Origin of the sequence: Streptomyces sp. NPDC058274 (genome assembly GCF_042881375.1) — a bacterium.
Taxonomy (GTDB): Bacteria; Actinomycetota; Actinomycetes; order Streptomycetales; family Streptomycetaceae; genus Streptomyces.
Genome location: NZ_JBHVXW010000003.1, coordinates 508,270 through 521,126, shown reverse-complemented (window position 1 = coordinate 521,126; position 12,857 = coordinate 508,270). Strand labels below are relative to the sequence as shown.

The following is a 12,857-nucleotide window of genomic DNA, read 5'->3' as shown; positions in this document are numbered from 1 at the left end:
CCCTCGCGGCTTCCCGGCGACCCGCTGAGCACCCCCGTTCGGCGGCACGTTCTCGTCGGACAAGCTGCTTCTCTTCCTGCCCGCAGGTGACCGTACGGCGTGGGAGCGGGGCGGCGGTGCGGCCGCTCGCGCATGCTCGACGCACGCGACCGGCATTCCCGCCGGTCACAGCCGTACCGGAGGATGCCGTGCCGACACGCCCGACGACCCGCAGGACGTACCGGACGCTGACCGCGGTGGTCGTGCTGGCCGCCGCCCTCGGCCTGGGTGCGGTGGACGAGTCCACCGCGGGGGCGGCGCACCGGTCCCCGGCACCGCCCGCACCGGCGCCGGCGACGCTGTGCGCGCCCGCCGGCACCCTGGAGGGCGAGGGCGGCCGGCGCGCCACCGTCAGTCTGTGCGCGAGCAGCGGCGGTCCCCAGATGTCCGTGTCGGCGCCGGCGACCTGCCGTCGTGCCGGGTCATCCGTCACGTACGCGTGTCTGACCTCGGGCACCTGGACGGCGGTCCGCGCGGGCCAGACCGTCGCCTCGGGGACCCTGCCCGGCGGACGCGACTACCCGGGCCCGGGCACGTACGAGATCAGCGGCGAGGTGCACGTACGCTCCACGCCCGAGGGTGTCGATCTGCGCGGGCGCGTCCACGCCACGCTGACCCTGTCCGCGCCGAAGCCCGCGCCGACGCACCGCATCGAGGCCGACCGGAGCGCGGTGCGCCCGCACGCGGTGACCACTGTGACGTACACCGTCTCGCGGGACGCCGACCAGGGCGACGGCAGCGCGCGCCTCGGGGTCATCGGGCAGGAGGAGTCGGGCGTGGAGCTGACGACGGAGGATCCCCGCTGCGTCAATCCCCTCGTCGGCCGCTATCCGTCCACGGAGCGGAGCATGCACGCGCTGGACTGCGCGCTCACCGACCTTCAGCCGGGGCGGCCGGCGACCGTCGTCGTCGAGGTCGCGGTCAAGGAGGCGTGCACGACCGTGGTGTCCAAGCTGGGCTACTGGATGCCGCAGGGCCAGGCCGTGTACACCGGCGGGATGCTCGTGGGACCCACCCTCATGTGCGAGGCGTGAGCAGGTCCAGCACCCGTTCCCAGCCGAACGGCGCGCGCCGGCCGTCCTCCTGTGTCTCACCGGCGTACGGGTCACCGAACCGCACGCCCATCTCGCGCAGCCGCTCCACGCTCGCCCGGTAGGCGGGGTGGGCGGCCAGCGCGTCGCCCACACAGGGCAGTACGGCGATCGGGACGCCGAGGCCGTACGCCTCGCACAGGGTGCCCAGCGCCAGCGTGTCGGCGATGCCCGTGGCCCATTTGTTGACGGTGTTGAAGGTCGCCGGCGCGACGGCCACCGCGTCGGGGGCCGGGAAGGGGCGGGGGTCGGCGGGTGACCGCCAGGCGGAGCGGATCGGCCGGCCGGTCCGCGTCTCGACGGCCTCCGTGTCGAAGAAGCCGAGGGCCTGCGGGGTGGCGATCACGCCGACCTCCCAGTTCCGCCGCTGGGCCGCGGTGATCAGCTCGTCGACATCCTGTGCGATGCCGGCCGCGCAGACGACGACGTAGAGGAAGGGCTTCTCGGCGTGTTCGGTCACGCGAGAACCCTAGGCATCGAGCGGAGCGCGGAGCCGGGCGGGTCGGCGAGGCGGCCCGGCTGCTGATCGGCGCCTCCGGCAGGAAGGCCGGCCGAGGCAGCGCCCGCCTCGGCCGGCCTGGCTTCTGGGTCGGGCCGGCCGGACCTCAGTCGTCCGACACCGTGATGGCGCTCACCGGGCAGGCCCGTGCCGCCTCCCGGACCATCGGGTCGCCGCCGCCGTCCTCGCGGCCGGGCAGCAGCTCGCTGTACCCGTCGTCGTCCTGGGTGAAGACGCGCGGTGCGGCCAGGGCACACTGGCCGGCGCCGATGCAGACGTCCTTGTCGATAGCGATGTCGATGCTCATGCCCGAAGCCTCTTACCAGGTCACGGGGAGTTCCAGCATCCCCTGGATCGTGTCTCCCGGCTTGAAGGGGATCTCGTCGGCCGGAGCGGCGAGCCGCAGGCCGGGGAACCGGCCGAAGAGCGAGTGCAGGGCGATCTCCAGTTCGGCCCTGGCCAGGTTCTGGCCGAGGCACTGGTGGATGCCGAACCCGAACGCGACGTGATGACGGGCCGAGCGGTGCCAGTCCAGGGCGTCCGGCTCCTGGAAGGTGGCCCCGTCGCGGTTGATGACGGAGGTGGAGAACACCACGCCCTCGTCGGCCCGGATCGTCTCGCCGGCCACCTCGATGTCCTCGGTGGCCACCCGCAGAAGTCCGTCGGCGATGGACAGGAAGCGCAGCAGCTCCTCCACCGCGGCGGGCAACAGCGCCGGATCGGCCCGCAGTTCGGCCAGCCGCTCGGGGTGCCGCAGTAGCGTGAAGGTACCCAGCGAGATCATGTTCGCCGTGGTCTCGTGCCCGGCGACCAGCAGGATCGTGGCCAGTGAGAGCAGTTCGTCCCGGTCGAGCGCGCCCTCGCGCAGCTGCTCCTGGATGAGCTCGTCCAGCAGCCCGTCTCCCGGGTCCTTCTGTTTGCGGTCGATCAACGCACCGAAGTAGGCGTCGAGTTCGTCACGCGCCGCCTCGGTGTCGGCCACGGCCGGGCCCCGCAGCAGCCGCCGGGACTGCTCCTCGAAGAAGTCGTGGTCGGCGTAGGGGACCCCGAGCAGGGAGCAGATCACCATCGACGGCACGGGCAGCGCGAAGGCGTTCACCAGCTCGGCCGGCGGGCCCTGTTCCTCCATGGCGTCGAGGAGCCGGTCGACGGTCTCCTGGATGCGCGGGCGCAGTGTCGCGGTCCGCTTGAGGGTGAAGCTCGGGACGAGCATCCGGCGTTGGGTGCGGTGTTCGGGGTCATCGACGCCGAGCAGGGCGACACGGCGGTCCCGTTGCGCGGCGAACCGTTCCGTGGGCGTGGGGAAGGCGGGAAGGGTGCGGTCGGACGACAGGCGTGGATCGGCGAGAAGATCCCGCGCCGCCGCGTGCCCGGTGACCACCCATACGTCGCGTCCGTCGTAGAGGGTGATCCGCGACAGAGGGCGCGCTTCGCGCAGGGGGGCGTAGGCGGTGGGCGGGTGATAGGGGCACGTGCGGTCCTGGGGGAAGGCAACGGGTTCTGTCATGAATGACCTCGCAAGCAGTGGTTCTCCCTTGCCGATCTTCATTAGATGCCCGGGGCACCTAAAGAACCATGCGAAGTTCGGCCAGATGCCCCGGAGCCTTGATCTGGCCGAACTGCGTAGCCTCGACCAGCCGCGCACCACGCACGGGACGCGGCACAACGGCAGTTCTTCCCGTCAGCAAAGGTGACGGGATACTTCCGCTCCTTGTCGGCGGCGACCGCCCTGGTGACCGCGGATGGCTTGTTCTTTCGGTTTCCGTGGCCGTGAATACACGTCAGCGCATCCGGCGGGGACTCGGGAGGCGGATCGGGGCCGTCGTTCCCAGGTCGGTCACCGCTCTCGCACGTCCCGGTGCCGGGTAATCCAGTTGCACGGTCAGCTGCGCCGACCCCAGGATCTGCCCATGTCCACGACTGAAGCCCTCCTGCCGCCGACCTCTGCCGCCGCTCGTCCGGTGCGGGGCCGCCAGCAGCCCGGCCGACCGTGGAGGCCCGCTCCCGCGCGCCCGTGACCGCCGTGCTCGTCGCGGGGCTCCTCGCGGGCTATGGCATCGCCATCCCCGTCGGAGCGGTCGCGGCCTACCTCGTCTCCCTCACCGCTCGTACGTCCCTGCGGACCGGCGTATGCGCCGCGCTGGGTGTCGCGACCGCCGACGGGCTGTACGCCCTGGTGGCCGCGGCCGGCGGTTCGGCGCTCGCGTCCGCGCTGCAACCGGTCCTCGTGCCGCTGCGCTGGGCCTCGGGCCTGGTGCTGGCCGCGCTGGCGGTCCGGGGCGCGGTCACGGCCGTGCGCCAGTACCGCGAACGACGGCCGGCCACCCGCTCCGGTCAGGATCCGGTGCGTCCGGCGCGGGCCTATCTCGGGCTCCTCGGGGTCACCCTGCTGAACCCGACCACCGTGATCTACTTCGCCGCGCTGGTGCTCGGCAGCCGTACGGCCGAAGCGGTGAGCGCCCTGGAGCAGGGGGTGTTCGTGCTCGCCGCGTTCGCCGCGTCCGCGAGCTGGCAGCTGCTGCTGGCCGGCGGCGGCGCACTCCTCGGCCGCGCCCTGACCGGACGCCGGGGGCGACTGGTCACGGCCGTGGCCTCCAGCGCCGTCATCATGGCCCTGGCCGTACGGATGTTGGCGGCGCCGGCGTGATCCGGGCGACGGCCGTACGGATGCTGGTGCCGCCGGCGTGATCCGGGCGCCCGTCACCCGTCCGTCGCCCAGCGAGGTGCGGATGATTTGCGCGGCTACCGGTGTTGAATCTTGATGGAACAGACCGGTACGACGCGACGATGGGACGGCAGCCATGCCTCTTGAGGGCGAGTACGAACCCAGCCCCACGCAGTGGGTACGGGAACAGGTGGAGCTGTACGAGCGCTCCGGTGGCACGGAAGGGACGACGCTGCAGGACACGGGCCTGCCCGTCATCATCCTCACCACCAGGGGAGCGAAGAGCGGCAAGATCCGCAAGACTCCGCTGATGCGGGTGGAGCACGACGGACGCTACGCGGCGGTCGCCTCGCTGGGCGGTGCCCCCAAGCACCCCGTCTGGTACTACAACGTCCAGTCCGATCCGCAGGTATCGCTCCAGGACGGCCCGACGCACCACGATCTGACGGCCCGTGAGGTCACCGGCGACGAGAAGGCCCTGTGGTGGGAGCGGGCGGTCGAGGCGTATCCGTCGTACGCCGACTACCAGAAGAACACGGACCGGGAGATCCCCGTCTTCGTGCTGGAGCCGACCGACTGAGCCGTCACCAGGCCGGGACACGCGCCGAAGAGCCGCCCGCGTGAGGCACGCCGGCAGGACTCCACCGGCCGGAAGAGCCGGGAGTCGTCGCGCATGATCCCGCGGACGCCGGGCACCCGACCGTCAGGCCCCGCCGCGCTCCCCCGTCGCGGCGGGGCTCTCCGCTGCCCGGCCCTTGCCCGCGGCGGCCCGGGCCGTGGACGCGTCCGTCACATCGAGGAAGATCTGGTCCGCCTCGGGGACGAGACGGGCGACCGAACGCTTGATGCGTACGGCGACGTCCTCCACGAGCTCGCTGTCGAGCCCGGGGACGAGGTCGATACGGGCGGCCACCAGGGTCGAGTCGAGCCCCATCTTCATGGTGAGCAGGGCCTCCACACTGTCGATCTCGGGCTGCGCGTCGAGTACGGCGCGGATCCGCCCGCTCAGCTCCTCGTCGGCGGCCTCCCCGATGAGCTGGGCGCGGGCGTCACGGCCCAGCCAGTAGGCGACGCAGACGAGCAGCGCGCCGATGGCGAGCGAGGCGGAGGCCTCCCACACGACCTGGCCGGTGACCATGTGCAGCACCATGCCGACGATCGCGAGCGTCACACCGAGCACCGCCGTGCCGTCCTCCGCGACGACCGTGCGCAGCGCCGGGTCGCGCAGGCCCCCGCCGGCGCCGCCGCCCTGTTTGCGCACCTGAAGCAGCGCCCGGAGCAGGGAGGCGCCCTCCGCGAGCAGGGCCACACCGAGGACCACGAGTCCCGTCACATAGCCGCCGAACGACTCCTCGGCGCCGTTCCTGAGGGCCTCGAAACCCTGGAAGAAGGAGAAGCAGCCGCCCATGACGAAGATCCCGACGGCCGCGAGCAGCGACCAGAAGAACCGTTCCTTGCCGTAGCCGAACGGATGGCGCCGGTCGGCGGGCCGGCGGCTGCGGCGCAGCGCGGCGAGGAGGAAGACCTCGTTCAGGCTGTCGGCCACGGAGTGCGCGGCCTCCGAGAGCAGCGCGGGCGAACCGGAGATCAGGCCACCCACGGCCTTGGCCACGGCGATCAGGAGGTTTGCTCCCAGTGCCACCAGCACGGTGACACGCGTCCTGCTGTCCGACTGACTCGGCTGCTGTTGCGTCGATTCATTGGCCACACGCCCCGAATGCCCAAGCCCGTCACCCTCACACAGTGGCGGCGGCGGAAATCGGGGAACTCCTCTACCAGGGCCCACGTGCCCGGACATATCGAAGGAGAGGCTCCATGAGCGAGGACGAGGGAAACGCCGCTTTGGGGAAGAAGGAGTTCAAGCGGTCCAAGAGCCATTTCGCGGACCGGGTCACGGCCGACGGCCGGGACGGCTGGCCCGTGGAGGCCGGCCGCTACCGGCTGGTGGTCAGCCGCGCCTGCCCCTGGGCGAGCCGGGCGCTCGTCTCGCGCAGGCTCCTCGGCCTCGAGAACGCCCTGTCGCTCGCGGTCACCGACCCGATCCAGGACGACCGCAGCTGGCGGTTCACCCTGGATCCGGACGGCCGCGACCCCGTCCTCGGCATCCGCTTCCTCAAAGAGGCGTACGACGCCCGGGAGAGCGACTACCCGGGTGGCGTCAGCGTGCCCGCGCTCGTGGACGTCCCCAGCGGCAAGCTGGTCACCAACGACTACCAGCAGCTCACCCTGGACTTCGCCACCGAGTGGACGGAGCTGCACCGCAAGGGCGCGCCCGACCTGTATCCCGCCCCGCTGCGCGACGAGATCGACGAGGTCATGGCGGGCGTCTACGAGGACGTCAACAACGGCGTGTACCGGGCGGGATTCGCCCACAGCCAGGAGCAGTACGAGGAGGCCTGCGCGGGAGTCTTCCGCCGGCTGGAGCTGGTCGCGGACCGGCTCGCGGACCGGCGCTATCTGGTCGGCGACACGATCACCGAGGCGGACATCCGGCTGTTCACCACCCTGGTCCGCTTCGACGCCGTCTATCACGGCCACTTCAAGTGCAACCTCTGGAAGCTGGCCGAGAACCGGGTGCTGTGGGCGTACACCCGTGACCTCTACCAGACGCCCGGCTTCGGGGACACCGTCGACTTCGACCACATCAAGCGGCACTACTACCAGGTCCACACGGGCATCAACCCGACCGGCATCGTGCCGCTCGGACCCGATCGCTCCGGCTGGCTGACCCCGCATCACCGCGAGGAGCTGGGCGGCCGGCCGTTCGGCGACGGCACAGCGCCGGGTCCGGTGCCCGAGGGTGAGGAGGTCCCGGCGCAGGGACGGCCCTGAGCCCGGCCGGGGCCTTCCGCGGGGCGCCGGCCCGCGTAGACCCCGCCGATCAGGACACACGGCACAGTGCCGGCGACACCGCGTAGGCCGGCGGAGAGGCAGAAGGAGATCCACATGTCGAAGAAGCAGAAGAAGAAAACGCTCCCGCTCGCCTACAAGCCCGTCGGGTTCGTGCTCGGCTGGGCGGGCGGAGCCCTGGCGGGGCTGGCGTTCCAGACGACGTGGAAGGCGATCCGCCATGAGGACAACGCCCCCGACGCGCTGGACAAGGACCGCGGCTGGGGCGAGGTGCTGTTCGCGGCGGCCGTCCAGGGCGCGATCTTCGCCGTCGTGCGCAGCGCGGTGGACCGTACGGGCGCGAAGGCCATCGAACGCTCTACGGGGGTCTGGCCGGCCGGCGACAAGAGCGGCGGGCGGGACTGAGGTCCGGCGGGCGCCGGGCACCACGGCGCCGGCGCCGCCCGGTGTGCCGGGCCCGGCGTGACCCGGCGGCGGTCCAGGGACCGCCGCCGGGTGTCAGCCCTGCTTCGGCGCCGTGGCGGCTATCAGGCGCAGGGTGAAGGAGTGCCCGGCCGGATCGGCGTAACCGCGCTCCTCGAACGGGCCGGAGGCGTCCTTGGTCTCCAGCGGGCGCCCGCCGAGCCCCACGACCCGGCGCTCCGCCTCGTCGAGGTCGTTCACATGGAAGTCCAGGTGCGCCTGCAGGGAGTTCTCGGGGCGCGGCCAGCTCGGCGGCGTCGCCATCACATCCCGTCGGAACGCCATCCGCAGACCGTCGGCCGACTTGATCTCCACCCTGTTCGCGGTGGCGTCCGTCTCCTCCGCCTCGAGCAGCTCCTTGTAGAAGGTGGCGAGCTTCTCGGGTTCGGCGCAGTCCAGTACGACGACACCTGTCACTACCAGTGCCATGCTTCCTCCGTACGGTCCGGGGCGCGGGCGGCGGCGCCGCCTGCTGCCATCCGTCTCCCGTGTACCCCCTCCCGCCGAATCAGTCGGGTACCAGCCACGCACCGTCGCGCATGAGGTCCCGTCCCGACAGCTCGTCGGCCTCGCGCCAGGCCTGCACCCGCTGCGGTGTGATGCGGAAGTAGAGGTAGGCGGTGGTGAGTTGGCGTGGGTCGAATCCGGTCTTCGCGGCGAAGGCGTCGGCGACGCCCGGGGGCAGCTCGGCGGCCTCCAGCGCACGCACCGTGCCCTCGACGACGACCACGTCACGGGTCGGTCCGATGCCCAGGCGCACCTTGCCGCTCGCGCGCAGATTCCGCCCGGTGGGACTCGCACCGGGAGTCGCCACCAACAGGGTCTGCCCGTCCCAGAAGTAGGACAGCGGGACCATGTACGGGGTGTCGCCCTCGCCATCGGCCGTCGCCACCCAGGCGTCGATGTCGTGGGCGAGCCGGTCGAGGGTGTCCTGCTTGCGCTGTTTCGGGGTGCGGGCCGGTGGGTTCATCGTCGAGCAGCCTCCTGACGGGACGTCATACACGCCTGGCGGCGGGCGTGTCCCAGTGTGCGGGGTCGGTGGTGTGCCGCGCAGTCAACTCCGTGAGACGGGCCGCGGCCGCGGCGAGCAGCAGGTCGAGCGCCGTCGGATAGGCGCTGTGCCGCATGTCCGCCACCAGGTGGCGGGCCGTCGCGGCGATGTGCGGGTGGGTGTCGGCGGGCAGCCGTGCGTACGTCGCCCGCCACACGCCGGCTTCCGCCTCCTGCGCTGAACGCGGCAGGGCGACACTCGCCGAGTCGAGGGCCGCGAAGGCCAGGGTCTGGTCGACGAAGGCGTGGTAGATACGTACCGCCTCCGGGTCGGGGAAGCCGGCTCCGCGCAGCACGCCGAGGATCCGCTCGACGGCCTCGATCTCGTGGACCCGGCCGGTCACACGGTAGGAGCTGAGCACGGCCGCCTGTGGATGCGCGAGGGCTCCGGAATGCATGCGCAGACCGAGGTCCCGCAGGTCGGCGCACCAGTCGCCGGTGGGGTGCCAGGTGCGCAGCGTCCGGCCGATCAGCTCGTCGGCGATGGCGAGCAGCAGGTCGTCCGTGTCGTGGAAGTACCGGTAGAGGGCGCTGGGGTCGGCGCCCAGGGCGAGGCCGAGGCGGCGGACGGTGAGGGCGTCGGCGCCGTGCTCCTTGAGCAGGCGCAGCGCGGTCTCGACGATCAGCTCCTCGGAGAGCACGACACCCGTCTTGGTCGGGCGCCGGCGCCGGCGGGCCGCGGACGGGACGACGCGGTCGGTCACTGTCTCTCGCTCTCTCCTCGGGCGGGCGCGGTCGCCGGCCGGCTCTCGGTCTCTCCACTCGGGCGGGCACGGTCCCTCACCGGCGCTACTCGGGCGGGCACCCGCCCCGGGGCTCTCCCGGCCGGCGCGAGCACTGACGGGTTCTCGCGTGGCCGCGGTCGACCGGCCCACGGTTCCGCGGCGGGCGCCTGCGAGGCACCTTATGTCAACAGCGTTGACCTGTTAAGCCCCAGGACAGTTTCATGTCCCGTCACCGGGCCGTTCCCTGGCCCCCGGGTGCGATCGGAGCCGGCATGACACAGAACCCGTACGGCACGGACCCTCCCGTGCAGCCGTCGCTGCGCAGGTCGCTCGGCGTCCTGGACGGTGTCGCCATCGCCGCCTCCAGCACGGCCGCCACCACCAGCATCGGCATCGGTCTCGGGGTGACGGCGGGAGTCGTCGGACTGCATCTGCCGGCCATCATGCTGCTGGCGTTCCTGCCGGTCCTCGGGATCGCCTGCGCCTTCACCCGGCTGAACCGGGTCGAGCCGAACGCGGGCAACGGCTATGTGTGGGTGGGCCGTTCGCTCAATCCCTGGCTCGGCTTCCTGGTCGGGTGGGTGAACATCGTGGCGACGGTGGCGTTCCTCGCGTACACCACGGCCGTGACCGGCTCCGCGCTGATCCAGCTGGCCGGGGAGGCGGGGCTGCACGAAGTCGCGGGACGCGCGCTCGATCCCGGCTCCACGGCGCAGACGACCGCCATCGGGATCGTCGTCCTCGTCGCGGTGACCCTGACCGCCGTGACCGGGGTCCGCACCGCGGCCCGGCTGCAGAGCGGGCTGCTGGTCTTCGAGTACGTGGTCCTGCTGGGGTTCTGCGGCTACGGCATCGTCACCGGTCCGCACTCCTTCAGCCTGAGCTGGTTCGACCCGTTCGCGATCCCGTCGGCGTCGGCGCTCGCGCAGGGACTGCTGCTGTGCGTGTTCTGCTACTGGGGCTTCGAGTCGGCCTTCACCGTCAACGAGGAGGTGCGTGACCCGCGGGACGCGTCCCGGGCCGGGGTCATCACGCTGGTGACCATGCTGGGTCTCTTCCTCTTGGGTTCGGTGGCCTTCCAACGGGTGCTTTCCGAGGATGAGTTGGCCGGTCACGGCGCCCAGGGGCTGGCGTTCTTCGGCGACCGGCTCGCGTCTCAGCCGCTGGCCGCGCTGCCCCTGGTGGCCCTGACGTTCTCGGCCATGGCCTCGCTCCAGGCCGGGGTCATCCCCACGGCACGCGGCATGTTCGCGATGAGCCGGGACCGTACGCTCGGCCCCGTGTGGTCCAAGGTCAGCGCCCGGTACGGGACTCCGGCGAGCGGGACGCTGCTGATCGGCGCGCTGGCCACGGCGGTCGCCGTGCTCGCGCTGGTGATCCCGCGGCTCGCCGACATGATCATGGCGACGGTGAACGCGGTGGGCATCGTCGTCGCCCTGTCCTACGCGCTCACCGCCCTCGCGGCCGCCGCGCGCTTCCGGGGCCTGCTGCGCGAGGACTGGCGGCAGGGCATCCGGGCCGTGGTGCTGCCCTCGCTGAGCGCCGCGGCCCTGCTCGGGCTCGGCGGCTACCTCGCCTGGTCCTTCTACACGTCGGCCGACCACTTCGAAGTCAGCGCGGACAACGGCTGGTTCCTGCTGCTCACCCCCGCCTTGATGATCGCCTCCGGATTCCTCGCCGCAGCGTGGGCCAAGTGGGTCCGCAAGTCCCCCTACTTCCATGCGGGCCACGGCACCGACGCAGACGCACCCCAGCTGCTGGTCACACACAACTAAGGACTGGAACACCGTGCACGCAGATCTCCTCTTCACCGGCGGCCCCGTCTTCCTTCCCGAGGGCGCCCCGGGCACCGGCAGCCGCGCGGGCCGCCCCGCGACAGCCGTCGCCGTCACCGGCGACCGGATCACGGCCGTCGGACACTCCGAGGTCCATGAACTGATCGGCCCGCGGACGGAGGTCGTCGACCTCGCGGGGCGCCTGCTCCTGCCCGGCTTCCAGGACGCGCACGTCCACCCCGTCCCTGCGGGACTGGAGCTCAGTCAGTGCGACCTCACGAGCGCGAAGACCGCCGAGGAGACCCTCGCCGTCGTGCGCGCCTACGCCGAGGCCCACCCCGAACGGGAGTGGATCACCGGAGGCGGCTGGTCCATGGAGGCCTTCACGGGCGGTACGCCGACCAAGGAGCTGCTGGACGCGGTGGTTCCGGACCGGCCGGTCTATCTGCCCAACCGGGACCACCACGGCGCCTGGGTCAACAGCCGCGCCCTGGAACTCGCCGGCGTCACCCGGGACACACCCGACCCGGCCGACGGACGGTTCGAGCGGGACTCCTCGGGTGAGCCGAACGGAATGCTCCAGGAAGGAGCCATGCAGTTCGTCGGCCGGCTCACTCCCCCGGCCACGGCCGGTGACAGGCTCGCCGCACTGCTGCACGCCCAGCGGGAACTGCACGCACTCGGCATCACCGCCTGGCAGGACGCGCTCGTCGGCGCGTTCCTGGGGATGGACGACCCGTCGGCGGCCTACCTGGCGGCGGCCCGCGACGGTTCGCTGACCGCCCGGGTGGTGGGCGCGCTGTGGTGGGACCGCGAGCGCGGGGCCGAGCAGATTCCCGAACTCGTCGAGCGGCGGGCCGCCTTGAGCCACGGCCGGTTCAACGCCACCACCGTCAAGCTGATGCTGGACGGGGTCGCGGAGAACGGCACCGCCGCACTGCTCGACCCCTATCTGGACCGGTGCGGCTGCGCCACCGCCAACCGGGGGAAGAGCTTCATCGACCCCTCCCGACTGCCCGCGTACGTCACGGAGTTGGACGCGCTCGGCTTCCAGTGCCACTTCCACGCGCTGGGCGACCGTGCCGTACGCGACGCCCTGGACGCCGTGGAGGCGGCGCGGAAGGCCAACGGTCCGAGCGACACGAGGCCCCACCTCGCGCATCTCCAGGTGGTGCACCCGGACGACGTACCCCGCTTCGCGCACCTCGGAGCCACCGCCAACATCCAGCCGCTGTGGGCCGCGCACGAACCCCAGATGGACGAGCTGACCATCCCCTTCCTCGGGCCCGAACGGGCCGCCTGGCAGTACCCGTTCGGGGCACTGCTGCGCTCGGGCGCGCGGCTCGCGGCGGGCAGCGACTGGCCGGTCAGCAGCCCCGACCCGCTCCAGGGCATCCATGTCGCCGTCAACCGCGTCGAACCGGGCGCGGCGGGGCCGGTGTTCCTGCCCGGCGAGCGGCTCACCCTGGCCGCCGCGCTCACGGCGTACACCGCGGGCTCGGCGTACGCGAACCATCTCGACGAGACCGGGACCGTGCGGGCCGGCGCGCTCGCCGATCTCGTGGTGCTGGACCGCGATCCGTTCGCCGGGCCCGTGGAGGCGATCGCCGAGACGAAGGTGGCGCTGACGTACGTCGGCGGGGAGCGGGTCTTCGCCGCCCCGGACTCCTAGGGCGTGTCCCCGGCGGATCTTGCGGTTCC

At 72.1% G+C, this 12,857-nt stretch carries 14 protein-coding genes; 7 read left to right on the top strand and 7 right to left on the bottom strand.

Going from position 1 to position 12,857, the window contains the following annotated elements; translation table 11 throughout:
• Positions 1 to 188: 188 nt before the first annotated feature.
• A complete protein-coding gene (locus ACFVYF_RS09600; RefSeq protein ID WP_389453344.1) occupies positions 189 to 1,073 on the top strand; it encodes a hypothetical protein in 885 nt (294 codons plus the stop codon).
• Here ACFVYF_RS09600 and ACFVYF_RS09595 read toward each other — a convergent pair.
• From ACFVYF_RS09595 to ACFVYF_RS09585, 3 genes are all read right to left on the bottom strand, one after another.
• Complete coding sequence (locus ACFVYF_RS09595) at positions 1,057 to 1,590, bottom strand: flavoprotein (protein WP_389453341.1); 534 nt, start codon at positions 1,588 to 1,590, stop codon at positions 1,057 to 1,059. The genes ACFVYF_RS09600 and ACFVYF_RS09595 overlap by 17 nt on opposite strands.
• 145 nt (positions 1,591 to 1,735) lie before the next feature.
• The gene (locus ACFVYF_RS09590; RefSeq protein WP_389453636.1) at positions 1,736 to 1,930 is read right to left on the bottom strand and encodes a ferredoxin; all 195 of its coding nucleotides are present in this window, start codon (positions 1,928 to 1,930) and stop codon (positions 1,736 to 1,738) included.
• An 18-nt stretch (positions 1,931 to 1,948) separates the two neighbouring features.
• Positions 1,949 to 3,136: a cytochrome P450 gene (locus tag ACFVYF_RS09585; protein ID WP_389453338.1), complete on the bottom strand. Its 1,188-nt coding sequence runs from the start codon at positions 3,134 to 3,136 to the stop codon at positions 1,949 to 1,951.
• A gap of 507 nt (positions 3,137 to 3,643) precedes the next feature.
• On the opposite strand from ACFVYF_RS09585, the gene ACFVYF_RS09580 reads away from it, so the two are divergent.
• Both ACFVYF_RS09580 and ACFVYF_RS09575 read left to right on the top strand, forming a co-directional pair.
• Positions 3,644 to 4,276 (top strand): LysE family transporter, encoded by a 633-nt coding sequence (locus ACFVYF_RS09580; RefSeq protein ID WP_389453336.1) that lies wholly within the window; start codon positions 3,644 to 3,646, stop codon positions 4,274 to 4,276.
• 154 nt (positions 4,277 to 4,430) lie between these two features.
• The gene (locus tag ACFVYF_RS09575) at positions 4,431 to 4,874 is read left to right on the top strand and encodes a nitroreductase family deazaflavin-dependent oxidoreductase (protein WP_389453333.1); all 444 of its coding nucleotides are present in this window, start codon (positions 4,431 to 4,433) and stop codon (positions 4,872 to 4,874) included.
• A 123-nt stretch (positions 4,875 to 4,997) separates the two neighbouring features.
• Here the strand turns inward: ACFVYF_RS09575 and ACFVYF_RS09570 are convergent, their stop codons facing one another.
• Positions 4,998 to 6,092, bottom strand: a complete 1,095-nt coding sequence (locus ACFVYF_RS09570; RefSeq protein WP_389453330.1) for a cation diffusion facilitator family transporter — start codon at positions 6,090 to 6,092, stop codon at positions 4,998 to 5,000.
• A gap of 17 nt (positions 6,093 to 6,109) precedes the next feature.
• Here ACFVYF_RS09570 and ACFVYF_RS09565 point away from each other — a divergent pair, with 17 nt between their 5' ends.
• Together ACFVYF_RS09565 and ACFVYF_RS09560 are read left to right on the top strand one after the other, a co-directional pair.
• Complete coding sequence (locus ACFVYF_RS09565) at positions 6,110 to 7,126, top strand: glutathione S-transferase family protein (RefSeq protein WP_389453327.1); 1,017 nt, start codon at positions 6,110 to 6,112, stop codon at positions 7,124 to 7,126.
• Between the two features lie 114 nt (positions 7,127 to 7,240).
• A complete protein-coding gene (locus ACFVYF_RS09560; RefSeq protein ID WP_389453324.1) occupies positions 7,241 to 7,549 on the top strand; it encodes a DUF4235 domain-containing protein in 309 nt (102 codons plus the stop codon).
• Positions 7,550 to 7,642: 93 nt separating this feature from the next.
• Here the strand turns inward: ACFVYF_RS09560 and ACFVYF_RS09555 are convergent, their stop codons facing one another.
• The 3 genes from ACFVYF_RS09555 to ACFVYF_RS09545 all read right to left on the bottom strand — a co-directional run bounded on the left by ACFVYF_RS09555 (position 7,643) and on the right by ACFVYF_RS09545 (position 9,360).
• Positions 7,643 to 8,035, bottom strand: a complete 393-nt coding sequence (locus ACFVYF_RS09555; RefSeq protein ID WP_389453321.1) for a VOC family protein — start codon at positions 8,033 to 8,035, stop codon at positions 7,643 to 7,645.
• Positions 8,036 to 8,114: 79 nt separating this feature from the next.
• Entirely contained in the window at positions 8,115 to 8,576 is a 462-nt protein-coding gene (locus ACFVYF_RS09550) for a pyridoxamine 5'-phosphate oxidase family protein (protein ID WP_389453318.1), read from the bottom strand.
• 25 nt (positions 8,577 to 8,601) lie between these two features.
• Positions 8,602 to 9,360: a TetR/AcrR family transcriptional regulator gene (locus ACFVYF_RS09545; RefSeq protein WP_389453315.1), complete on the bottom strand. Its 759-nt coding sequence runs from the start codon at positions 9,358 to 9,360 to the stop codon at positions 8,602 to 8,604.
• A 293-nt stretch (positions 9,361 to 9,653) separates the two neighbouring features.
• Between ACFVYF_RS09545 and ACFVYF_RS09540 the strand changes: the two genes are divergently transcribed.
• Together ACFVYF_RS09540 and ACFVYF_RS09535 are read left to right on the top strand one after the other, a co-directional pair.
• Positions 9,654 to 11,156: an APC family permease gene (locus ACFVYF_RS09540; RefSeq protein ID WP_389453312.1), complete on the top strand. Its 1,503-nt coding sequence runs from the start codon at positions 9,654 to 9,656 to the stop codon at positions 11,154 to 11,156.
• Between the two features lie 13 nt (positions 11,157 to 11,169).
• Positions 11,170 to 12,828 carry an amidohydrolase gene (locus ACFVYF_RS09535; protein ID WP_389453309.1) on the top strand — a complete coding sequence of 553 codons (1,659 nt, stop codon included), beginning with the start codon at positions 11,170 to 11,172 and terminating at the stop codon, positions 12,826 to 12,828.
• Positions 12,829 to 12,857 lie beyond the last annotated feature (29 nt).

Bases quoted from the DNA above. Each gene is read 5' to 3' on its own strand.
- ACFVYF_RS09570 (WP_389453330.1), bottom strand. From the start codon at position 6,092: ATGTCCGGGCACGTGGGCCCTGGTAGAGGAGTTCCCCGATTTCCGCCG.
- ACFVYF_RS09565 (WP_389453327.1), top strand. From the start codon at position 6,110: ATGAGCGAGGACGAGGGAAACGCCGCTTTGGGGAAGAAGGAGTTCAAG.
- ACFVYF_RS09560 (WP_389453324.1), top strand. From the start codon at position 7,241: ATGTCGAAGAAGCAGAAGAAGAAAACGCTCCCGCTCGCCTACAAGCCC.
- ACFVYF_RS09555 (WP_389453321.1), bottom strand. From the start codon at position 8,035: ATGGCACTGGTAGTGACAGGTGTCGTCGTACTGGACTGCGCCGAACCC.
- ACFVYF_RS09550 (WP_389453318.1), bottom strand. From the start codon at position 8,576: ATGAACCCACCGGCCCGCACCCCGAAACAGCGCAAGCAGGACACCCTC.
- ACFVYF_RS09585 (WP_389453338.1), bottom strand. From the start codon at position 3,136: ATGACAGAACCCGTTGCCTTCCCCCAGGACCGCACGTGCCCCTATCAC.
- ACFVYF_RS09575 (WP_389453333.1), top strand. From the start codon at position 4,431: ATGCCTCTTGAGGGCGAGTACGAACCCAGCCCCACGCAGTGGGTACGG.
- ACFVYF_RS09540 (WP_389453312.1), top strand. From the start codon at position 9,654: ATGACACAGAACCCGTACGGCACGGACCCTCCCGTGCAGCCGTCGCTG.